General features: G+C 63.6%; 19 protein-coding genes. 11 read left to right on the top strand and 8 right to left on the bottom strand.

Features of this window, described 5'->3' with window-relative positions:
* Positions 1-2: 2 nt before the first annotated feature.
* From DIC66_RS05390 to DIC66_RS05380, 3 genes are read right to left on the bottom strand one after another with little or no spacing between them, the layout of a single operon-like run.
* The gene (locus DIC66_RS05390; protein WP_117174793.1) at positions 3-1,211 is read right to left on the bottom strand and encodes a response regulator; all 1,209 of its coding nucleotides are present in this window, start codon (positions 1,209-1,211) and stop codon (positions 3-5) included.
* A 3-nt stretch (positions 1,212-1,214) separates the two neighbouring features.
* Positions 1,215-3,398, bottom strand: a complete 2,184-nt coding sequence (locus DIC66_RS05385; protein WP_117174792.1) for a putative bifunctional diguanylate cyclase/phosphodiesterase — start codon at positions 3,396-3,398, stop codon at positions 1,215-1,217.
* A complete protein-coding gene (locus DIC66_RS05380) occupies positions 3,395-3,757 on the bottom strand; it encodes a response regulator transcription factor (protein WP_117174790.1) in 363 nt (120 codons plus the stop codon). The genes DIC66_RS05385 and DIC66_RS05380 overlap by 4 nt, the downstream gene beginning before the upstream one ends.
* A 233-nt stretch (positions 3,758-3,990) precedes the next feature.
* On the opposite strand from DIC66_RS05380, the gene DIC66_RS05375 reads away from it, so the two are divergent.
* Together DIC66_RS05375 and DIC66_RS05370 are read left to right on the top strand one after the other, a co-directional pair.
* Positions 3,991-4,572 (top strand): DJ-1/PfpI family protein, encoded by a 582-nt coding sequence (locus tag DIC66_RS05375; RefSeq protein ID WP_117174788.1) that lies wholly within the window; start codon positions 3,991-3,993, stop codon positions 4,570-4,572.
* A 58-nt stretch (positions 4,573-4,630) separates the two neighbouring features.
* Positions 4,631-4,996 (top strand): ribbon-helix-helix domain-containing protein, encoded by a 366-nt coding sequence (locus tag DIC66_RS05370; protein WP_117174786.1) that lies wholly within the window; start codon positions 4,631-4,633, stop codon positions 4,994-4,996.
* 32 nt (positions 4,997-5,028) lie between these two features.
* Here DIC66_RS05370 and DIC66_RS05365 read toward each other — a convergent pair whose 3' ends face one another.
* Positions 5,029-5,658 (bottom strand): outer membrane lipoprotein, encoded by a 630-nt coding sequence (locus tag DIC66_RS05365; RefSeq protein WP_117174784.1) that lies wholly within the window; start codon positions 5,656-5,658, stop codon positions 5,029-5,031.
* A 55-nt stretch (positions 5,659-5,713) separates the two neighbouring features.
* Here DIC66_RS05365 and DIC66_RS05360 point away from each other — a divergent pair, with 55 nt between their 5' ends.
* From DIC66_RS05360 to DIC66_RS05320, 9 genes are all read left to right on the top strand, one after another.
* Complete coding sequence (locus DIC66_RS05360; RefSeq protein WP_338052477.1) at positions 5,714-6,595, top strand: aldolase; 882 nt, start codon at positions 5,714-5,716, stop codon at positions 6,593-6,595.
* Positions 6,592-7,476: a 3-dehydrocarnitine:acetyl-CoA trimethylamine transferase CdhC gene (cdhC, locus tag DIC66_RS05355; protein WP_117174780.1), complete on the top strand. Its 885-nt coding sequence runs from the start codon at positions 6,592-6,594 to the stop codon at positions 7,474-7,476. The genes DIC66_RS05360 and cdhC overlap by 4 nt, the downstream gene beginning before the upstream one ends.
* Before the next feature lie 16 nt (positions 7,477-7,492).
* Positions 7,493-8,458: an L-carnitine dehydrogenase gene (locus DIC66_RS05350; RefSeq protein WP_117174778.1), complete on the top strand. Its 966-nt coding sequence runs from the start codon at positions 7,493-7,495 to the stop codon at positions 8,456-8,458.
* Positions 8,451-8,951 (top strand): thioesterase family protein, encoded by a 501-nt coding sequence (locus tag DIC66_RS05345; protein WP_117174776.1) that lies wholly within the window; start codon positions 8,451-8,453, stop codon positions 8,949-8,951. The genes DIC66_RS05350 and DIC66_RS05345 overlap by 8 nt, the downstream gene beginning before the upstream one ends.
* A 2-nt stretch (positions 8,952-8,953) precedes the next feature.
* Entirely contained in the window at positions 8,954-9,514 is a 561-nt protein-coding gene (locus tag DIC66_RS05340; RefSeq protein ID WP_117174774.1) for a thioesterase family protein, read from the top strand.
* A gap of 78 nt (positions 9,515-9,592) precedes the next feature.
* Positions 9,593-10,753 carry an acyl-CoA dehydrogenase family protein gene (locus tag DIC66_RS05335; protein ID WP_117174773.1) on the top strand — a complete coding sequence of 387 codons (1,161 nt, stop codon included), beginning with the start codon at positions 9,593-9,595 and terminating at the stop codon, positions 10,751-10,753.
* Positions 10,750-12,936 (top strand): acetate--CoA ligase family protein, encoded by a 2,187-nt coding sequence (locus tag DIC66_RS05330; RefSeq protein ID WP_199534670.1) that lies wholly within the window; start codon positions 10,750-10,752, stop codon positions 12,934-12,936. Before DIC66_RS05335 ends, DIC66_RS05330 begins: the two co-directional genes overlap by 4 nt.
* Complete coding sequence (locus tag DIC66_RS05325; protein WP_117174769.1) at positions 12,933-13,724, top strand: carnitinyl-CoA dehydratase; 792 nt, start codon at positions 12,933-12,935, stop codon at positions 13,722-13,724. Before DIC66_RS05330 ends, DIC66_RS05325 begins: the two co-directional genes overlap by 4 nt.
* Positions 13,725-13,794: 70 nt before the next feature.
* Entirely contained in the window at positions 13,795-14,529 is a 735-nt protein-coding gene (locus tag DIC66_RS05320) for a DUF1223 domain-containing protein (RefSeq protein ID WP_117174767.1), read from the top strand.
* Positions 14,530-14,575: 46 nt separating this feature from the next.
* Here DIC66_RS05320 and DIC66_RS05315 read toward each other — a convergent pair whose 3' ends face one another.
* The 4 genes from DIC66_RS05315 to DIC66_RS05300 form a co-directional block, all read right to left on the bottom strand.
* The gene (locus tag DIC66_RS05315; protein WP_233505789.1) at positions 14,576-16,123 is read right to left on the bottom strand and encodes a methyl-accepting chemotaxis protein; all 1,548 of its coding nucleotides are present in this window, start codon (positions 16,121-16,123) and stop codon (positions 14,576-14,578) included.
* A 123-nt stretch (positions 16,124-16,246) separates the two neighbouring features.
* Positions 16,247-17,389, bottom strand: coding sequence for an alpha-hydroxy acid oxidase (locus DIC66_RS05310; RefSeq protein WP_117174765.1), 1,143 nt, complete (start codon positions 17,387-17,389; stop codon positions 16,247-16,249).
* A complete protein-coding gene (locus tag DIC66_RS05305; protein ID WP_117174763.1) occupies positions 17,386-18,072 on the bottom strand; it encodes a Fe2+-dependent dioxygenase in 687 nt (228 codons plus the stop codon). The genes DIC66_RS05310 and DIC66_RS05305 overlap by 4 nt, the downstream gene beginning before the upstream one ends.
* A 32-nt stretch (positions 18,073-18,104) precedes the next feature.
* The gene (locus DIC66_RS05300; protein WP_199534669.1) at positions 18,105-20,354 is read right to left on the bottom strand and encodes a TonB-dependent receptor; all 2,250 of its coding nucleotides are present in this window, start codon (positions 20,352-20,354) and stop codon (positions 18,105-18,107) included.
* Positions 20,355-20,411 lie beyond the last annotated feature (57 nt).

Below are 20,411 nucleotides of genomic sequence, written 5' to 3'. Positions count from 1 at the left end.
AACTACATAAATGAACCCACAGGCCCAAAGGCGCTCAAGGCAAAATCGGCCTTTACTGCCAAGTCACCGTCGGTATCTGCAAAGCGCCGGGCAATCTGCTGGAATTCAGCATCGAGGTCCATAAAGGCATCCACTATTTCCGGCGCAAAGAAGGTGCCGCGTCCCTGCAGGATGATCTGCTTTGCCTTGGCATGTGTCATGGCGGGTTTGTAGACGCGTGGGCTGATCAGTGCGTCATACACATCGGCCACAGCCATCAGCCGCGCAGGCACAGGAATGTCGCATCCCTTGAGGCCCTCGGGGTAGCCTGTTCCGTCCCATTTTTCATGGTGCGCATAAACCAGATCCTTGGCGATTTCAAAGAAATGGCCTTGCGCGCCTGGCAACTGATCTGAACCACCAGCCAGCCGCTGGGCGCCCGACAGTGCGTCGCGGCCCAGGGCCGGATGGCGCTTCATCTGCTCGTACTCTTCTTCGGTGTAGCGCCCGGCCTTGAGCAATATCCGGTCGGGTATACCGACCTTGCCTATGTCATGCAGCGGTGCGCAGCGGTGAAGGATGTTGACGACTTCATCGCTCAGGAAATCTGCGTAGCCCGGCTTGTCCTGCATGTGTTGCGCCAGCAGGCGCACATAGTTCTGGGTGCGCAACAGGTGGTTGCCGGTGTCGCTGTCACGCGTCTCGGACAGGGAGGCCATGGCAAGAATGGTGATGTCCTGCATGGCCAGCAGTTGCCGGGTGCGGTTGGCAACTTCAACCTTCAATATGTCGTTGCTCTGGCGGATGGCCCGGCTCACCGTGGCTTGCGCCATGTGTGCATGAAGGCGCAACAGCAATATGCCCGGCCGTATGGGGTGGGTGACGTAGTCGGCTGCGCCCATTTGCAGCCAGGTCTCTTCGTGCTCGAGGTCGGTGCGACCGGCCAGAAAAACAACCGGAATGTGCTTTGTGAGCGGGTTGTCCTTGAGCTGTCTGCAAAGCGCGTAACCGTGATTGCCGGGCGTCAGAATATCCAGCAGGATGAGGTCGGGCTGCTCGCGCACCGCGAACTCCAGGGCATCGGCTGCTATCGGGGTGACGAAGACCCTGTAGTTTGCATCCAGCATGCCCGAAATTCTTGCCAGGTTGCCGGGGTCTACATCCACCACCAGAATGCTGTCCCGACCCAAGTGGCCCTCTGACCTTTCGGCCTGAATATTGGTGGAGTGCATGTTTCAGCCTGCCCTTGCGAGTTCAACCAGGGCCTCTGCCCCGACGGGGTGCCCACTGTAAAAGCCCTGGATGACCTGGCAGCCCTGCTGTGCCAGCAAGGCCGCCTGCTCCTCGGTCTCCACGCCCTGGGCAATGACTTCGATTCCCATGGCTTTGCTGATGGCGATCATGCAGTTACTGATGGCGCGTGCATCGGCGCTGGTGCTCAGGTCGCGCACGCACTGGGCATTGATCTTGAAGCTGCTGATCGACAGGCAATTGAGCCGCGACAGGCTGGAGAAAGAGATGCCGTAGTCATCAATGGCGATACGCACGCCAATTTCCCGCAGAGCCTGAATGTGCTGGATGTCGCCGGGCACGCACATCAACGCCTGGGTTTCGCTCAGCTCCATTTCCAGTTGCTGCGCGGACAGTCCGTTGTCCTGCAGCGCACGCAGCACTTCGCCCAGGAACAGGGGGCTGCGCAACTGGCGCAGGGAAACATTGAGCGACAGGGTGAACTCCGGCAAGCCCTGCTCACGCCAAAGGCGCATCTGGCTGCAGGCATGCTCCAGGGCCCAGCAGCCCAGGTGCACGATGGCACCGCTTTTCTCGGCCAGCGCAATGAACTGTGCCGTGTCCACATCCCCCAGAACAGGGTGCTTCCAGCGCATGAGTGCCTCGCAGCCTCGCAGTGACCTGGCCTTGTCATTGCGAATCTGCGGTTGATAGACCAGGGTGATTTCGCCGCGGTCAACCGCCTGCCAGAGGTCCAACTCCAGATTGGGCTGATCGGCCTCGTCCATGCCTTCGTCGTAAAAGCAAAAGGGCAGGCCAAAGCGCTTGGCACCGTACATGGCTGCATCGGCACGCTGCAGCAGGGTAAGCATGTCGTTGCCGTCCAGCGGGTAGCGCGCGCAGCCGATGCTCGCGCCTATTCCCAGGTGGCGACCCTGGATCTGCAGCCCCTGCGCCAGGGCATTCTGGATTTGTGAGCCTATGGCCTCGGCCATCTCCACCCGCTTCCTGCCGCGCAGCACCACCACAAACTCGTCGCCGCCAGCCCTTGCCAGAAGGTCTTCGGGCAACAGGGCTTTGCCCATGCGGTTGGCAACCTCCTGCAGCACCAGGTCACCCACGGCGTGTCCGAGTTCATCGTTGATGGGTTTGAAGCGGTCCAGGTCGATGAACAGCAGGGCGATCTCGTCCTGAAACAGGTCAGCGTCTGCAAGGTAATGCTTGAAGCGCTCCATCAGCATTCGGCGGTTGGGCAGGCCGGTCAGGGAATCGGTGTTGGCAATCGCCTCCATCTGCTTGACGGAGGGCTCGCCGTACGAAATGTCCACGTTGCCTTCCATGTAGGAAAGCACCTGACCCTGCGGGTCTTCAATCATGCGGATGGTTTTCCAGCCCAGAAATATCTGCCCGGATTTGCGCCGGTTGAACAGGGTGCCGTTCCAGCTTCCGGTGTCCATGAGTTCGAGCCAGAAGTCCTGAAAGAAGCTGGCATCGTGCCGGCCCGAGCCCAGCATGTTGGTGTTGCGGCCGACCAGTTCTACTTCGGAGTAGCCGCTGATGCGACAGAAGCCACCGTTGGCTGCAACAACGTTCCCCTCGGGACTGACCACCAGGGCGCCATGTTCGGACTTCACCCTGTGCACAAAGGCCGTCTGTGCCTGCAGGGGCGTGTAATCACCCTGCGTCGCGGGCTGCAGGTACCAGTGAATTTCCAGCTGGCCATCCTGAATCACGGGCATCAGCAATGCATCCAGCAGCAGAATCTTTTGCGCGGAGTCGCCGGCTACCCACTGGACTTGCATTTGCACGGCGCTCGAATGGGCATCTGCAAGGCCCAGGCGGGCAAGCACATGCTCGACCACCGGACTGTCTTGCTCCGCCAGATACTGGCGAATGTTCTTGCCGGTTTGCATGCCCGTACCCAGACGGCGGGAGCGCGGCTTGTCGCTGTTGGTCCGCAGGATGTTGCCCTGCTGGTCGGTTATCCAGTGCAGGGGCGAAGTCCTTGCCAGCAGGTTGGGCAAGAGGTTGTCGCTGGGAACTTCCTGCCCCAGCGACTGCAGCAGCATCTGGTGGTGCTTTTGCAGACGGTTGTGCTGCTGCATCAGGGTGTCGAGGTCCTGCGCGTATCGAAACAGTTGCGCGCTCAGGGCGTCTTCGCCCGGCACGGCTTGAAGATCAGCGTTCATTTCAGGTGGTCGCGCAACCACGACACGACTTGCAGGGGGCTAAAGGGCTTGATGAAATAGGCGTCTGCGCCACGGCGGCGCGCCTCGTCGCCGTCGGCTTGCTGGCCACGCGCTGTCAACATGGCCACAAGAATGTGGGCTGTGGTGTTGTCTGCCCGGATGGCATCGAGCACCTGCAAGCCGTCCAGCTCGCCGGGCATCATCACATCCAGCAAGACCGCAACCGGATGGTGTTTATGGATGGCAACCATTGCCGCTGCCCCGTTCTCGGCCTCGACCACCTCGTACTGCTTGCCCAGCGTGATGCTGAGCAGCCTGCGGATGTCAGCGTGGTCATCGACGATGACGATGTAGTTCATGTTGTGTGGCTCAAAACGGGATAGAAGGGAATCCAAATATCTCGGACCCTGACCGCATCCTATCAAATTGAAGTGAATTTTTCAGTATTTTGCCATTTTTTAGCAATTTTTGCCATTTAACCATGAAACAGAGCCTGCCCTAGGGCAAACCCCTATCCCGGTAGTAGCCGACTGCTACCGCTTGGCTGGGCGCGTTCCTAAACTGGTGGTTCACTTTCAAATTGGAGGCCCTTATGTCCAAAAAGATCCTGATGTTGTGCGGTGACTACGGTGAAGACTACGAGACCATGGTGCCTTTTCAGGCCATGCTGGCCATTGGCTACACGGTGCACGCGGTCTGCCCGGACAAGAAGGCCGGCGACTATGTGATGACGGCCATCCACGATTTCGAAGGCGCCCAGACCTACAGCGAAAAGCCGGGCCACCGCTTCACGCTCAACGCCAGCTTTGCCGAAGTCAACACCGCCAGCTATGACGGCTTGTTGATTCCCGGTGGCCGTGGCCCGGAGTACCTGCGGCTCAACGCCCGCGTGCTGGCCATCACCCGGGAGTTTGCCGAGGCCGGCAAGCCGATTGCGGCCGTGTGCCATGGTGCGCAGTTGCTCGCAGCGGTACCGGGCATCATCCGTGGCAAGCGCATCAGCGCCTACCCGGCCTGCCGCCCGGAAGTGGAACTGGCAGGTGCCAGCTTTGCCGAAATAGCCATTGACGCGGCAGTGACCGACGGCCAGTACGTGACCGCCCCGGCCTGGCCGGCACACCCGGCCTGGCTGTCACAGTTCTTTGCCCTGCTGGGCACCACCATCAGCCACTAGCGCTGCACAGCCCCCGGGCCTATGCTTGGGGGCTGTCGCCAACTGCGGGGAGTCCAGCATGTGCCAGATCTTTGTCAAAGCCAATCCCATGAGCTACGAGGCCACCACGCGCAGCATCCGCCTGCATGGTGTGGTCACCAGCGTACGCCTGGAAAACCTGTTTTGGGATACTTTGGAGGAAATCGCAAGCCGCGACGGCATGCAGGTGCCGCAGCTGCTGTCCAAGCTGTATGACGAACTGCTGGAGCACCGGGGCGACATACCCAACTACTCCAGCTTTCTGCGGGTGTGTTGCCAGCGCTACCTGGCCTTGCAACTGGACAACCGCATCCCGCGCGACCTGGGCATCCCCATACGCTCGCTCAATGCCCATGCAGTGCTGCACGGACTCAAACCCAAACTGGTGGAAGCCAGCGCCGGCTGAGCCCGGCACTGGCTGCGGCTGCGGGTACTGCTTTAGCGCACTACGGTGTTGCCGGATTTCTTGACCGCATCACCCGCCTTGAAACCGGGGTCTTGCGCGAATTCATAGTTGGCCTGGCTGCCGTCCTCAAACTGCACGCCCACGGTCCAGACGGTGTGGCTCTTGGCCTTTTCCTCGATCTTCTTGCCGACATAGGCGCCGCCTGCCGCTCCGGCTATGGTGGCCAGGTCCTTGCCGGCGCCCTGGCCCACCTGGTTGCCCAAAATGGCGCCAGCCACGCCACCGCCGATGAGGCCCAGGGCACTGCCCTCGCCACTCTTTTCCTGCGAGGAGACCGAAAGCACTTTGCCGCACGCTGCGCACAGGGCAGCAGACTTGGCGCCCTGCGAGGTCTTGCCTGTTGTGCTGGCTGCCGCCATGCGAGCACGGGCATCGGCCAAGGCCTTGTCATACACGGACTTGGCATCGCGGCGGCATTGCAGACGCGCAGCCGAGTCGGCTTCGTCATTGCACAAGGCCTTGTCACTCGCATAGCGCGACGCTGCTGCCTTGTTGTCGGCAGCCAGTTGCGCTTTGGGACTCAGGGGCGCCTGGGCGTGCGCCGTATGAACCAGGGTGAAGAGGGCAAGTGCCGATGCGGTCAGGAAAGTGGATGTTTTCATTGGGGGCTCCAACTCGTTGAGGTTTGAAAGTATTTACGCAAAGACGCACAGCATCATGCGATATTTCAACGCCCCAGCCAGACCACCAGTTGACCCATGGGAGCCATCGGTGTTTCCCCGGGCAAATGAAGTCGCTTTACGTCAACAGAGCGTCGTAACAACAGGAGACATGCCCAGTCGCACCGCATACGATGCGTTCACCATGAGCGACATCCCCACCCTGCGCACCGACCTGGCCGCTGCCTTCCGCTGGGCCGCGCGGCTTGGCATGCACGAGTCGATAGCCAACCACTTCAGCGTGGCCACCAACGCGTCGGGCAGCCAGTTTTTGCTCAACCCGGTGGGCAGCCATTTCTCACGCATACGTGCCAGCGACCTGTTATTGCTGGACGCCAACGACCCCACCACCTACGGCGGCGAGAACGCACCCGACCCCACGGCCTGGCACTTGCACGCCGCCTTGCACAGCGCGCTACCGCAGGCGCGCTGCATTCTGCACACCCATATGCACAACGCCACCGTGCTGTGCTGCCTGAAAGACTTTGAATTTTTGATGCTGGACCAGAACGCCTGCCGTTTTTATGGCCGCATTGCCTACGACCGCGGCTACGCAGGCATGGCGCTGGACGCAGACGAGGGCGCGCGCGTGGCCGCCCTGATGGGCGCAGGCAAAAGCGTGCTCTTCATGGGCAACCACGGCGTGATCGTGGTGGGGCCCACGGTGGCCCAGGCCTTTGACGAGCTGTATTACCTGGAAAAAGCCTGTGCCCTGCAGGTCTCAGCCCTGGCCACCGGCCGTGAACTCGCCCTGATCCCCGAGGCCGTGGCTCGCACCGCCTGCGGCCAATGGAACGATTACCCCACGCGCTTTAGCGAACTGCATTTCAACGCCCTTAAAACCATCCTCAACCAGCAAGAACCGGACTACCAAGCATGAACCCACACATCATCATTACCTGTGCCGTGACCGGCGCGGGCGACACGGTTGGCAAGAACCCCCATGTGCCGGTGACCCCGCGCCAGATTGCCGATGCGGCCATTGAAGCAGCGCACGCCGGAGCCACGGTGGTGCACTGCCATGTGCGCGACCCGCAAACGGGCAAAGGCAGCCGCGACCCGGCCCTGTACCGCGAGCTGATGGAGCACATCAAGGCTTCGGGTGTGGACGTCATCGTCAACCTGACCGCCGGCATGGGTGGCGACCTGGAAATTGGCCCGGATGAGCGGCCCTGTGACTTCGGCCCGGGCACCGACCTGGTGGGGCCGCTCACCCGCCTGGTGCATGTGGAAGAGCTGCTGCCCGACATCTGCACGCTGGACTGCGGCACGCTCAACTTTGGCGATGGCGACACGATTTATGTCTCCACACCGCAGGCCCTGCGCGTGGGCGCCAAGCGCATCACCGAGCTGGGTGTGAAGGCCGAGCTGGAAATCTTTGACACCGGCCACCTGTGGTTCTCCAAGCAGATGATCAAAGAGGGCTTGTTGGTGGACCCGCTGTTCCAGCTCTGCCTGGGCATCCCCTGGGGGGCTCCTGCCGACACCACTACCATGAAGGCCATGGTGGACAACCTGCCTTTGGGGGCCACCTGGGCCGGCTTTGGCATTGGCCGCATGCAAATGCCCATGGCCGCGCAGGCCATGCTCTTGGGCGGCAATGTGCGCGTCGGTCTGGAAGACAACCTGTGGCTGGACAAGGGCGTGCCCGCCAGCAACGGCTCTCTGGTGGAGCGTGTCATCAAGCTGATCGAATGCATGGGCGCCCGGCCCATGACGCCGGCCGAGGGCCGCGTGAAGATGAATTTGAAGAAGCGCTAAGCACAAAGGACACGACATGACTTTCAACACCGACATCAAAACCTTTGCCGCCCTGGGCACCGGCGTCATCGGCAGCGGCTGGATTGCCCGCGCCCTGGCCAACGGCCTGGACGTGATCGCCTGGGACCCTGCCCCCAACGCCGAAGCGCAGCTGGTGGAGCGCATCCGCAAATGCTGGCCTGCCCTGGTGGCCAATGGCCTCAAGCCCGGCGCCTCGCCCACGCGGCTGCGCTTTGTGGCCACCGTGGAAGAGTGCGTGAAGGACGCCGACTTCATCCAGGAAAGCGCGCCCGAAACCTTGTCGCTGAAAATCGACCTGCACACGCGCGTGACGGCTGCGGCACGCCCCGATGTGCTGATTGGCTCGTCCACCTCCGGCCTCTTGCCCAGCGAGTTTTATGCCAAAGCTGTGAACCCCGAGCGCTGCCTGGTAGGCCACCCCTTCAACCCCGTCTACCTGCTGCCGCTGGTGGAAGTGGTGGGCGGCACCCAGACGGCGCCCGATGCCATTCAGGCGGCCATGGCCTTCTACAAAAGCCTGGGCATGAAGCCCCTGCACGTGCGCAAGGAAGTGCCCGGCTTCATCGCCGACCGCTTGTTGGAGGCCCAATGGCGCGAGGCCCTGCACCTGATCAACGACGGCGTGGCCACCACCGGCGAGATTGACGACGCCATCCGCTATGGCGCGGGCATCCGCTGGTCCTTCATGGGCAGCTTTTTGATCTACACATTGGCCGGTGGTGACGCGGGCATGCGCCACTTCATGTCACAGTTCGGCCCGGCCCTCAAGCTGCCCTGGACCAAGCTGGTGGCACCCGAGCTGACCGATGCCCTGATTGACAAAGTGGTGGAGGGCACCGAGGTGCAGCTCGGCACCCACAGCATTGCCGACATGGAACGCTACCGCGACGACTGCCTGATGGCGGTGCAGGAGGCGGTGCGCGCCACCAAGATCAAGCACGGCATTTCGCTGGATGAATAATTTGTTGATCACCTGGAGCGGCCCGGTGGACAGGGCCTGGGTGGACTACAACGGCCACCTCAACGACGCCTACTACCTGGTGATCTTCAGCCTGTCCACCGACGCGCTGATGGCGCACATAGGCCTGGACGCCGCAGGCCGTGCCGCCACCGGCCACACCATGTACACGCTGGAGGTGCACCTGAACTACGTGCAGGAAGTGCACGCCGGCGTGGCCGTGGAAGTGCGCACGCAGATTCTGGGTGTGGATGCCAAGCGTGTCCACGTCTTCAACACCCTGCACCGGCAGGATGACGGCACGCTGTTGGCCACCAACGAGCAGATGCTGGCCAACATTGATACCTCGAATGCCCAGACGGGTCCGCGCACTGCTGCTTTTGCACCCAAGGTGGCGGCTGTGCTGCTGCCCCTGGCGCAGGCCCATGCAACCCTGCCCCGGCCTGCCAACGCGGGACGCAGCATTGCGCTGCCCGCTCCCAAAACACAGGGCTGACCATGAGCGATCCGCACATATCCTTGGGCCGCGTCAGCACGCCGCTGGAAAACACACCTGCACAAGCCTGGGATGCGAATGCCCCCATCGCCGCTCCGCTGCAACTGCACAGCCCCACCGTCCTGCCGCAGTGGGTGGACTACAACGGCCACATGAGCGAGAGCTGCTTTTTGCTGGTGTTTGGCGACAGCTCGGATGTCTTCTTCCGCTTTGTCGGCATTGACGAGAGCTACCGCGATGCCGGCGGCCACTCGCTCTACACGGTGCAAACGCAAATCCACCACATCCGCGAAGCGTCAGAAGGTGACCCACTCAGGCTCACGCTGCAAGTGCTGGATGTGGATGACAAACGCGTGCACATCTTCCACAGCATGTTCAACGCCACCAGCGGCGAACTGCTGGCCACGGGCGAGCAAATGCTGGTGCATGTGGACATGGCAGCCGGTCGCGCCGCGTCCATGCCGGCGTGGCTGCTGGGCCACATGCAGGCCATCCACGCGGCCCACGCGGTGCTGCCGCGCCCGGCGCAGGCTGGGGCGGCCATTGGCATACGCCGTAAATAGGCAACTGCACTGACACCCGCACATAGCGCAACGCAACGCCCAGCAAACAGCACGACCCCTTTGCCAGAGAACCACACCATGCATTTCGAACTCAGCCACGAACACACCATGCTGGTGGACACGGCCCGCGCCTTCATTGAGGCCGAGCTGTATCCGCACGAAGACCTGGTGGAGCGCACCGACGAGGTCCCGCCCGAGCTGGCCGCCGAGATACAGGCCAAGGCCATCGCAGTCGGTCTTTTTGCAGCCAACATGCCCGAAGAACTGGGGGGCGGCGGTCTGGATAATTTTGGCGTGACACTCTTGGAGCGCGAACTGGGCCGTGCCTCTTACGGCCTGCAGATGCTGATTGCGCGGCCCAGCAACATCCTGCGCGGCTGCACCGGCTCGCAAATTGAAGAGTACCTGTTGCCCACCATACGCGGCGAACGCCACGACTGCCTGGCCATGACCGAACCCAACGCGGGCTCGGACGTGCGCGGCATGCTGACCACCGCGGTGCGCGATGGCGATGACTATGTGATCAACGGCAGCAAGCACTTCATCAGCCATGCCGACATGTCCGACTATGTGATTCTGTTTGCCGCCACCGGCGTGGAAGAAACCAAAGCCGGACCCAAAAAAACCATCACCGGCTTTCTGGTGGACTTTGACACCCCGGGCATGACGCGCAGGCGCGGGCCGGCCTGCGTATCGCACCGCGGCTACCACCAGTGCGAGCTGTTTTTTGACGACATGCGCGTGCCCGCCACCAAGCGCCTGGGCGAAGAGGGCAAGGGCTTTGAGCTGATGGGCGAGTGGCTGGGCGCCACGCGCCTGACGGTGGCTGCCACCAGCGTAGGACGGGGCCGGCGCGTGCTGGACCTGGCCACCGAGTGGGCCGCCACACGCAAGCAGTTTGGCCAGCCCATTGGGCGCTTCCAGGGCACCGGCTTCAAGCTGGCCGACATGGCCACCGAGTTGGAGGCCGCCGAGCTGCTGACCCTGCAAGCCGCCTGGAAGTGCGACCAAGGCCGCATGACGGACTCAGACGCGGCCATGGCCAAGCTGTTTGCGTCGGAAACCCTGGCGCGCATCACCGACCAGACCCTGCAGATTTTTGGCGGCATGGGCCTGATGGGCTCGCTGCCGATTGAGCGCTACTGGCGCGACGCGCGGGTGGAACGCATTTGGGACGGCACCAGCGAAATCCAGCGCCACATCATCTCGCGCGCCATGCTGCGCGCGCATGGCGCGTGAGCAGCGCACCGAACGCCGCACGGCCGCCCGAAGGCGTGAGCGCCCCCTCGGGGGGCAGCGAACCTCGCGAAGCGGGGAGCGTGGGGGCTACACCCCTGCAACGCCTTTTCTCGCCGCGCAGCATCGCTGTCTTCGGTGGGCGGGCCGCTGTGGAAGTGATACGCCAGTGCCGCAAGCTGGGGTTTACGGGCGCGCTCTGGCCGGTGCACCCCACACGCAGCGAGATGGAAGGCCTGCCCTGCTTTGCCGATGTGGCCTCACTGCCCGCTGCACCGGATGCGGCCTTCATCGCCGTGCCTGCAGAGGCCACGGTGCAGGTGGTGCGGCAACTGGCAGCGCGCGGAGCGGGCGGTGCCATCTGCTATGCCTCCGGCTTTGCCGAGGTGGGTGGCGCGGGCATAGACCTGCAAGACGCGTTAGTGGCCGCCGCAGGCGACATGGCACTGATTGGCCCCAACTGCTACGGCCTGCTGAACTACCTGGACGGCGTGGCCCTGTGGCCGGACCAGCATGGCGGGCAACGCCTGGAGCGCGGCGTGGCCATCATCACGCAGAGCGGCAACATTGGCCTGAACCTCACCATGCAGCGCCGCGCCCTGCCCTTGGCCTACCTGATCACCGTGGGCAACAAAGCCGGCGACAGCATGGACGCCATCATTGACACGCTGCTAAACGACCCGCGCGTCACCGCCATCGGCATGCACATCGAGGGGCTGGACGATGTGGCGGCGTTTTCACGGGTGGCACTCAAGGCCTTGCAAAAGCGGGTGCCGCTGGTGGCCCTGAAGGCCGGCAGCTCGGAGCTGGGCGCGCGCACCACCATGAGCCACACCAGCTCGCTGGCCGGACCGGACGCGCTGTACGACGCGCTGTTTGCGCGCTGCGGCATAGCCCGCGTGTTGGACGTGGCCAGTCTGCTGGAGACGCTCAAATTCTTGCATGTGCATGGTGGCCTTAGGGACAAACGCATCGTCTCGGCCAGTTGTTCGGGCGGCGAAGCCTCGCTGGTGGCTGACCTTGCGCAAACCCACAGCCTGACCATGCCGGACCTGCCCGCTGCAGCGCACGCGCGCCTGCTGGCCGTGCTGGGCGAGAAGGTCACTGTGGCAAACCCGCTGGATTACCACACGTATATCTGGGGCGATCTGGCCGCGCAAACCGAATGCTTTGCAGGCCTCATGGACTGCGGCTTTGACGCCCATGTGCTGGTGCTGGACTTCCCGCGCGCCGACCGTTGTGACGGCTCTAGCTGGCAGACCACGCTGGACGGATTTGTGGCCGCACAAAAGCAAACCGGCGCTGCCGCCGTGGTGCTGACAACGCTACCCGAGGGCTTGCCCGATGCGGTGGGTCAGGCCCTGCTGGCCCAGGGCATTGCGCCCATGCAGGGCACAGCCGACTGCATGCTGGCCATCGCGCATGCCGCGCGCATTGGCGCGGCGCAGGCGCATTGCAGCACAACGCTGGCGGTCGCTGGCGTTAGTGCCCGTACCGGTGGTGCTGGCAGCAGCGCCAGCCATATGCTGAACGAAGTCGCCAGCAAGCAGGCCCTGCACGCCTTTGGACTGCCTATTCCCCAAGGCGCTTGCGTGCACGCGCACGAGGCTGCAGACGCAGCCCAGCGCCTGGGCTTTCCCGTGGTGGTGAAGGCTGTGTCTGACACCCTGGCGCACAAGACCGAGGCCGGTGGCGTGCAACTGAATCTGAAAAGCGCAGCCGCGGTGCAAGCCGCAGTAGACGCCATGGCGCATCTCACCGACACGTTTCTGGTGGAGCAGATGGCCCGTGAGGTGGTGGCCGAGATCATCGTGGGCATCACACGCGACGCGCAGTTTGGCCTGGCGCTCACCCTGGGTGCCGGTGGCATCTGGGTAGAGTTGCTCAAGGACTCGGCCACGCTGCTGCTGCCTGTCTCCAATGCCGACATCCGCAGCGCCTTGCAGGGCCTCAAGATCTGGCCCGTGTTGAATGGCTACCGGGGCAAGCTCGCAGGCGATGTGGATGCATTGGTCAAAGCCATTGCCGCCATTGCCAGCTATGCAGAGGCCCACGCCAGCAGCTTGCTGGAGCTCGACGTCAACCCGATACTGGTGCTCCGCACGGGCGTGCTCGCAGTGGACGCGCTGATTCACCTGTCGGGCATCTCGCCCACCTCCCACCCCACACAGCAAGGCACCGCATGACCGACACCCACACCCCTGTGCGCACCCATGCCGAGCACGGCGTGCTCACCATCACCCTGGACCGGCCCAAGGCCAATGCCATCAACGTGGCCACCAGCCGCGCGCTCTACGCGGCCTTTGCACAATTGCAGGACGACCCGGCGCTGCGCGTGGCCATCCTCACCGGCACCGGCCGCTTTTTCTCTGCCGGCTGGGATTTGAATGCCGCCACCGAGGGCGAGGCCATCAACGCCGACCACGGGCCCGGCGGCTTTGCCGGGCTCACCGAATTTTTCAACTTGAGCAAACCAGTGATCGCCGCCGTCAACGGCCTGGCCTTTGGCGGCGGCTTCGAGCTGGCCCTGGCCGCCGACCTGATTGTGGCGGCCGACCATGCGGAGTTCGCCCTGCCCGAAGTGAAGCTGGGCATGGTGGCCGACTCCGGCGGCCTGCAGCGCCTGCCCAAGCGCCTGCCGCGCGCCATTGCCACCGAACTGCTGATGACGGGGCGGCGCATGTCGGCACAGGAGGCCGAGCGCTGGGGCCTGGTCAACCGCGTGGTACCTGCCGAACAGTTGATGGCCACCGCACAGGAGCTGGCCACCCAACTGGTGCAAGCCGCACCGCTCGCCCTGGCCGCCGTGAAAGAAGTGCTGCGCGGCACCGAAGCGCACAGCGTGCAGCAGGCCTACACCAGCATGCGCAGCGGCAGCTTCTGCCATTACAGTGCCATGCTCGCGTCCGAAGATGCCAAGGAAGGCCCGCGCGCCTTTGGTGAGAAGCGCGCGCCGCGCTGGAGCGGAAAATAGCAGCAGCAAGGGTGTAAGAGGCAGCGCACCTGCGGCGACCAATCGCATACCTTCCGATTGAAAGACCGCCATGCCACTGCCCACCATCCCACTCCCCATCGCCAGCTTGCTTGCCAGCGCTTGCTGCGCCCTGCCCCTGGCAGCGCTTGCAACGCCTGTGTGCGAGGCCCGGTCCGGCGCGCTGCGCACACCCGTGGTGGAGCTCTACACCTCCGAGGGCTGCAGCTCCTGCCCGCCAGCGGACCAGTGGCTGTCCACGCTCAAGGGGCAACCGGTCGTGGCCCAGGCCTTTCATGTGGCGTATTGGGATTACATCGGCTGGAAGGACCGCTTTGCGCAGGCCACGTTCACCGCGCGGCAAAGAGATATTGCCGCGCACAACCAGCAGGCAAGCATCTACACACCGCAGGTGGTGCGCAACGGGCGCGACTGGCGAACCAGCCAACCGGTCACCGAATCCAAGGCTGCGGCCCAGGCCAGCATCCGCATCCAGCGCGTGGGCGCCACCGATGGCTTTGAGGCGCGCGTGGAGCCGCTCGATGCCAACGCTGCCTGGACGGCCTACTGGACGGTCACAGAAGACGGCCACAGCTCGCGCGTCAAGGCGGGTGAGAACGCGGGCGAATTCCTGAAACACGACTTTGTGGTGCGCCAGTACACGCCGCTGGGGCGTTACCAGGGTGCGCAGTCGCTGCAATTTTTTGCCTTGGCGGCCGATGCCGCGCACCCGCGCCGCATCAACCTGGTGGTAACAGACCCGCAAAGCGGCGAGCCGCTGCAGGCACTCAGCCTCAGCTGCAGTTGAAGGCGCTGCGCCTGGCTATCCTGCGCAAGCGGCGCTGCTGAGGCGATCAGGCCAGCTTGAATACCGCTACGGTGTCCACCAGGTCATCGGCCCGGGTCTTGAGGCTTCTGGCTGCCACGGCCATTTCTTCCACCAGCTCGGCGTTCTGCTGCGTCATCTGGTCCATCAGGGCCACCGCATCGCCCAACTGGGACACGTCCTCGCTTTGCTGGGTGCTGGCCAGGCTGATTTCGCCCATGAGTTCGGTCACCTGGTGCACGCTGGCCACCACTTCGGTCATCGTGGCACCGGCCTCATCCACGAGCTCGGTGCCCTGCTCCACCCGCTGCACGCTGGCGCTGATCAGGCTTTTGATTTCCCGCGCCGCCTCGGCGCTGCGGCCGGCCAGCGAACGCACTTCACTGGCCACCACCGCAAAACCGCGGCCCTGCTCGCCGGCGCGCGCCGCTTCCACCGCTGCGTTCAAGGCCAGGATGTTGGTCTGAAAGGCAATGCCGTCAATCACCTGGATGATGTCGGCAATACGGTGCGATGACTCGGTAATGCCCTTCATGGTGTCCACCACCTGCGCCACCACCTGGCCGCCCTTGCTTGCCATGCCGGAGGTACTCAGGGCCACCTGGTTGGCCTTTTGTGCGCTGAGGGCGTTTTGCTTGATGCGCTCGCTCAGGTCATGCACCGCAGCCGAGGTTTGCTCCAGCGAGGCGGCCTGGGTTTCGGTGCGCTGGGACAGGTTGGCCTCGCTCTGCGCAATATCCGCGCTGGCCAGGGCCACGCCATCGGCGCCCACGCGTACCTTTGACACCACGCCGGTGAGCTGCTGCTGCATGTTTTTGAGGGCCTGCAACAGCTGTGCCGCCTCATTGCTGCCGGGCGCCTCAATGCGCTGGCTGAGGTCACCCGAGGCGACGGTGTGCGTGATAGCCACGGCCGCGTTCAGGGGCGCGGTGATCGAGCGGATGATAAGCAGGCCAAACACCACGGCCAGGGCCAGCGCAGTCAGCCCGCTGACCAGCATGCCCAGCTTCATGCTGGCCACCGAATCCACCGCGCCGGACGTCACAGCGCTGGCTTCTTGAACCTGCTGCTTGCGAAAAGCCTGCAACTCGGCACGAATGGTCTCGCTGTCGGCATCAAAGCCCGGGGCGCCAGCAGCCCCTTTCATGAGCAGATTGCCAGCCTCCATGCCTTTGTCGATATAGGCGGCAGCCATGGCTTTGCCCACCGAGTAAAACTTGTCAAAGTCCGCCTCCATGCGGTCGAGCTGCTGGCTGTTCTGTGCATCGCCCTGGTAGTAGGTGCGAAAGGTCTTGATGCCCTCGTGAAAGGTTTTGTACGCGGCCTCGGCATCCTTGTAGCCATCCGGGTCGTGTGTGGCCGACACGTCGGTGAGGAATTGCTGCACCTCCGAGCGGCTCATGTCCATGGCATCGGCCACCAGCACATGGGGCAGTGTGACGGCGCTGATTTGCGCCACCCCCGAGCCCAGGTGCGAGAGCATGGCACCCAGCACCAGCAGGGTAATGCCAAAGACGGCGGTCAGGCAGGCAAAGGCCATACCGATCTGTGCCTTGATACTCAGGTTGTTGAACATGCGTGGCTCTCCCTTCTTTTCATTATCGGGGGAGCTTGGCGCGCCGCAAGTGCCAACGGCGGGGTATTTGCCGCAACACTGCGCTGGCGCAAACCAGAGTCGGCCACAGGCTGGCTGACTGGATCAAGCGATGTATGAAACAGGGCTCAGGCAATGAGGACCGATATCGGCCAGCTGCGCACAGCCGGTCAGCGCCATGGTCATTTCCAGGTCGTCGCGCAGCAGGCGAATCACATGGGCCACACCCAGCGCACCCTGTGCAGCCAGCCCCCAGACGTAGGGGCGACCCAGCAGCACGGCCGCAGCACCATGGGCCAGGGCCACGAACACATCGCGCCCGCTGCGCACACCACTGTCAAACAGCACCGGCACACGGCCCGCCACACGCTGCACGATAGCGTCCAGCGCCTGCAGGCTGATGGGCGCACCGGCCAGCACCCGCCCGCCGTGGTTGGAGACCACGATGCCATCGCAACCGGCGTCCAGCGCCGCCTGGGCATCGTCGGGGTGCAGCAGGCCTTTGAGCAGCAGGGGCAGACCGGTCTGGCTGCGCAGCCAGCGCACGTCGTCCCAGGTGGGCGCCTCGGCCATCCAGCCACCAAAGACCTGGCTGCTGGCAGCATGCAGTGGCAATGCACTGGCTGCGCCGCGCGCATCGGCAGGCTCCAAGTTCACGGCCTGCACATGGGCCGGCAGTACCAGCGTGGCGCGCTTGATGGGCGCGTCCACCGTGAACACGATGGCACTGCAGCCCGCGTTCAGTGCGCGCTGCAAGAGGCGCACTGTGCGCTCGCGGTTGCCTTGCCAGTAGAGCTGGAACCAGGCGCCAGCCCCTGCCTCGCCACTGCCGGCGCGGGCCGCAGACACAATGTCCGCAAAGGGCTGACTGGCCAGGCTGCTCAGCACACACTGCCCGCCCTGCGCCGCAGACGCCATGGCGCTGGCACATTCGCCCTGAACGTGGAACAGGCGCTGGTAGGCAATCGGCGCCAGCAGCAGGGGGTGCTGCAGCACCTGGCCGAACAGGCTCACGCGTGTGTGGCCACCACGCACATCACACAAGGGCCGCGGCATCAAGCGGCTTTGCTGCAGCGCCTGCACATTGCCGGCACTGTCGTCCTCGTCCAGATAGTTCCAAATGCCAGGCGCAAGCCTTGCGCGGGCCAATGCCCGGTAGGCGTCCACGCTCTCGACACAGGCCAGTGCGGCAAGTCCCTCAGCCTCGGCAACTTGCACAGCCCGTGCATCTGCACCCGGCGCGCTCATGTTTGTGCCCAGCGCCGCAACAGGTTGTGGTAGGTGCCGGTGAGCTGCACCACGGCGGGTGCTTCGCCCAGATCCTGGCGCAATTGCAGCAACGCCATGTCCATATCAAAAAGCAGGCGGCGCTGGCCCGCATCGGGCACCATGCTTTGCAGAAACATAAAGCAGCACAGGCGCTCGCCCGATGTAACAGGGCTGACCGCATGGAGGGACGACGAGGGATACAGCACCAGGCTGCCGGCCTTGCACTTCACGCCGTGCTGGCCAAAGGTGTCGTCAATGGTGAGCACGCCACCCTCGTAACTCTCAGGCTCCGAGAGGAACAGCGTGGCCGACACGTCCGAGCGCACGTAGGCACCGGGCTGGCCCGGCACCAGGCGCATGGCGTTGTCGGTGTGAAAGCCATAGCTGTTGCTCTGGCCGCTGTAGCGGTTGAAAAAAGGCGGCAGGATTTTGAGCGGCAATGCCGCCGCAAAAAACTGTGCCGAGCGGCTCAAGGCCTGCAGCACCAGATGCCGCAAAGCCGGCAGCTGCGGCGCCTCCTCAGACAGCTGCTGGTTGTTCTTGACCATCGCAGCCTGCGGCCCGGCCGTGATCTGGCCGCTGGCCCAGTGGGCTTCGGCCAGCAGTTGGCGCGCAATACTCAGCTCGTCTGCCGACAGCACGTTGTCCAGGGTGAGCAGCATCGCGGGTTTCCTTCTGGCCTGTGGCCTTGAACTTAAAAACGGTATTCGGCCGACACGGTGGCGCTGCGCCGCACGCCGGGCACGGTGAAGCCGCCGTTGTCATACACCGCATCAAAGTACAGCTGGTCAAACAGGTTCTTGATGTTGAACTGCAGCTTCCACTGGTTGATCTCGTAGGCCACCATGGCGTCCCAGCGCACGTACGACGGTGCGATGTTGGGGTGGTACGCGCCGTTCAGCGTGGGTACGGCAAGCGCGCTACTGGGGTTGACCGCGTTGCGTTCGCCCTTGGCTTCCACACCACCAGCAACGGTCCATTGGCTGTCGACCTTGTAGCTGGTCCACAGGTTGAAGGTGTAGGGCGGGGAATTGCGGGCCACCTGGCCTGCGTATCCGGAATTGGCCAGGGTGATGGCGCCGGTAGTGGTATTGACGTTTTCGGCCACTTCCAGAATGCGGGCATCCATGAGTGAGAGGCCCGCAAAGACTTCCCACTTCTCGGTGATGCGGCCGGCCGCCTCGAGCTCAATGCCGTTGGTGCGGCGCATTTTGGTCAGAATGGTTGCGGTGGATTCCAGATCGGCACTGCGCTCCCAGTTCTTGGTGGCCTGGTAAATGGCGGCACGCAGGGACAGGTCGCCGTCCAGCAGCAGCCATTTGGCACCCAGCTCGATGACGTCACTGCGCTCGGCCGGCTGGGGCACCACCGTCAACTGGTAGAGGTCGGCTGTGGGGCTGAAGGAATCGCTCCAGGACAGGTAGTAGTGGATGTCATCTGTGGGGTGGAAGGACAGGGCTGCACGGTAGCTGTTCTCGCCGTACTTCAAGGCGGGCGAGGTGGTGCTGCTGTACTTGGCATCCATCTGGTCGCGGCGCACGCCAGCTGTTGCCTTCCACTGCGGCACGAACTCCACCGTGTCTTGCACGTAGACGGCGTAGGAATCGCTTTTGAAACTGCTGGCCGTGCCAGTCAGCGCCTGCTGGTAAGGGCGGAAGTCGGGCGCGGCGGTGGTACCGTAGTTTTGCAGTGCCTTGCGATAACTGTCCTCATTCAGGTACTCCACGCCGGCAATGGCCTCGTGGTCCATACCGAAGGCCTTGAACTGGTTGCTGTAGTCGGACTGCAGGGTGGTGGTCTTGTAGTGGGACACGCGGGTCTGGTTGCCGCCAACCCCACCGGACGCATCGGGCACGGTCGTCAGGCTGGGGGTTTTGGCCCAGTAGCTGCGGTCATAGTCGCCCATGCGCAGCTGGGTTCGCAACTGGCTGGTGCCTGAGAGCTTGACCTCGTTGACCAGGGTGGTGAGCCGGGTATCGCTGTTGTCAAACGTTTTGTCGTTGCCAAAAAAGGTGCTTGCGGCCAAGGCCGTGCCCGGCGCCCGGGTGGCGGCGTCGAAAGAGACACCGTAGTCCGGGTTGTCATGGGTTTGCAGCTCCAGGTAGTTGAGCCAGAACTTGTTGTCGGTGTCCTGGTTCAGGCCCAGGCTGATGGCCACACCCTGGCGATGCACCTCGGCCTCTGTGCCGGTGGTGGGGTTGCTGCGCCAGCTGCCTTCGTCACGCTTCATGGCGTTGATGCGGATGGAGGTGCTCTCATTGATGGGCTTGTTGATATCGGCCGCAAGCTCGGTATAGCCGTTGGTGCCCACGCTGGTGGTGATCTTGTTTTGCTCGTACGACAGGGGTGTCTTGCTGACCTGGTTGATCACGCCTCCGGCCTGGCCGCGGCCAAACAGCATGGCGCCCGCGCCACGCAGCACATCCACCTGTTCGAGGGCAAAGGTCTCGCGGTTGTACTGCGCGGTGTCGCGTATGCCGTCCAGGTACATGTCACCAAAGGTGTAGAAGCCGCGCAGGTTCATGTTGTCGCCCGAACGCCCGCCCTCTGCGGCGTTAAAGGAGATGCCCGAGACATTGCGCAGCGCCTCGCGCAGCGAGCCCACCTGCTGCTGCTCCATCAGCTCGTGGGTCACCGTGGTAATGGCCTGCGGGATGTCTTGCGGGTCCTGCAGGACCTTGCCCACCCGGGTGGTGGTGGCGCGCAGGCCGTCAGGCTTGTCGGCCGTGGCCTGTACCTGAACGGCGGGCAGTTCCTTGGCCGCGTCAGCGGATGGCTGCGCCATGGCCTGGGGCGCAAAGCTGGACATTCCGGCCAGCATCAAGGCGCCCAGGGGCAGCAGGCTGCGGCTGCACCCGGCGGACGTATGTGCCTTGGCAACGGTCTGCGCTGGCAGGGCTTTCATGGTTTGCGCGGCGTGCGCGATGGGTTTGCGATGGGACATGGTCAGTCACTCCTGTAAGGTTCTTCTGGATGAATGGCTGGCTTGGCGTCACACACG

Source organism: Rhodoferax lacus, assembly GCF_003415675.1.
In the GTDB taxonomy this organism is placed as follows: Bacteria; Pseudomonadota; Gammaproteobacteria; order Burkholderiales; family Burkholderiaceae_C; genus Allorhodoferax; species Allorhodoferax lacus.
This window is presented reverse-complemented; position numbering and strand designations above follow the sequence as displayed.

Coding starts and splice junctions, on each gene's coding strand:
- DIC66_RS05390 (WP_117174793.1), bottom strand. CDS start 1,211: ATGCACTCCACCAATATTCAGGCCGAAAGGTCAGAGGGCCACTTGGGT.
- DIC66_RS05385 (WP_117174792.1), bottom strand. CDS start 3,398: ATGAACGCTGATCTTCAAGCCGTGCCGGGCGAAGACGCCCTGAGCGCG.
- DIC66_RS05380 (WP_117174790.1), bottom strand. CDS start 3,757: ATGAACTACATCGTCATCGTCGATGACCACGCTGACATCCGCAGGCTG.
- DIC66_RS05375 (WP_117174788.1), top strand. CDS start 3,991: ATGTCCAAAAAGATCCTGATGTTGTGCGGTGACTACGGTGAAGACTAC.
- DIC66_RS05370 (WP_117174786.1), top strand. CDS start 4,631: ATGTGCCAGATCTTTGTCAAAGCCAATCCCATGAGCTACGAGGCCACC.
- DIC66_RS05365 (WP_117174784.1), bottom strand. CDS start 5,658: ATGAAAACATCCACTTTCCTGACCGCATCGGCACTTGCCCTCTTCACC.
- DIC66_RS05360 (WP_338052477.1), top strand. CDS start 5,714: ATGCGATATTTCAACGCCCCAGCCAGACCACCAGTTGACCCATGGGAG.
- cdhC (WP_117174780.1), top strand. CDS start 6,592: ATGAACCCACACATCATCATTACCTGTGCCGTGACCGGCGCGGGCGAC.
- DIC66_RS05350 (WP_117174778.1), top strand. CDS start 7,493: ATGACTTTCAACACCGACATCAAAACCTTTGCCGCCCTGGGCACCGGC.
- DIC66_RS05345 (WP_117174776.1), top strand. CDS start 8,451: ATGAATAATTTGTTGATCACCTGGAGCGGCCCGGTGGACAGGGCCTGG.
- DIC66_RS05340 (WP_117174774.1), top strand. CDS start 8,954: ATGAGCGATCCGCACATATCCTTGGGCCGCGTCAGCACGCCGCTGGAA.
- DIC66_RS05335 (WP_117174773.1), top strand. CDS start 9,593: ATGCATTTCGAACTCAGCCACGAACACACCATGCTGGTGGACACGGCC.
- DIC66_RS05325 (WP_117174769.1), top strand. CDS start 12,933: ATGACCGACACCCACACCCCTGTGCGCACCCATGCCGAGCACGGCGTG.
- DIC66_RS05320 (WP_117174767.1), top strand. CDS start 13,795: ATGCCACTGCCCACCATCCCACTCCCCATCGCCAGCTTGCTTGCCAGC.
- DIC66_RS05315 (WP_233505789.1), bottom strand. CDS start 16,123: ATGTTCAACAACCTGAGTATCAAGGCACAGATCGGTATGGCCTTTGCC.
- DIC66_RS05310 (WP_117174765.1), bottom strand. CDS start 17,389: ATGAGCGCGCCGGGTGCAGATGCACGGGCTGTGCAAGTTGCCGAGGCT.
- DIC66_RS05305 (WP_117174763.1), bottom strand. CDS start 18,072: ATGCTGCTCACCCTGGACAACGTGCTGTCGGCAGACGAGCTGAGTATT.
- DIC66_RS05300 (WP_199534669.1), bottom strand. CDS start 20,354: ATGTCCCATCGCAAACCCATCGCGCACGCCGCGCAAACCATGAAAGCC.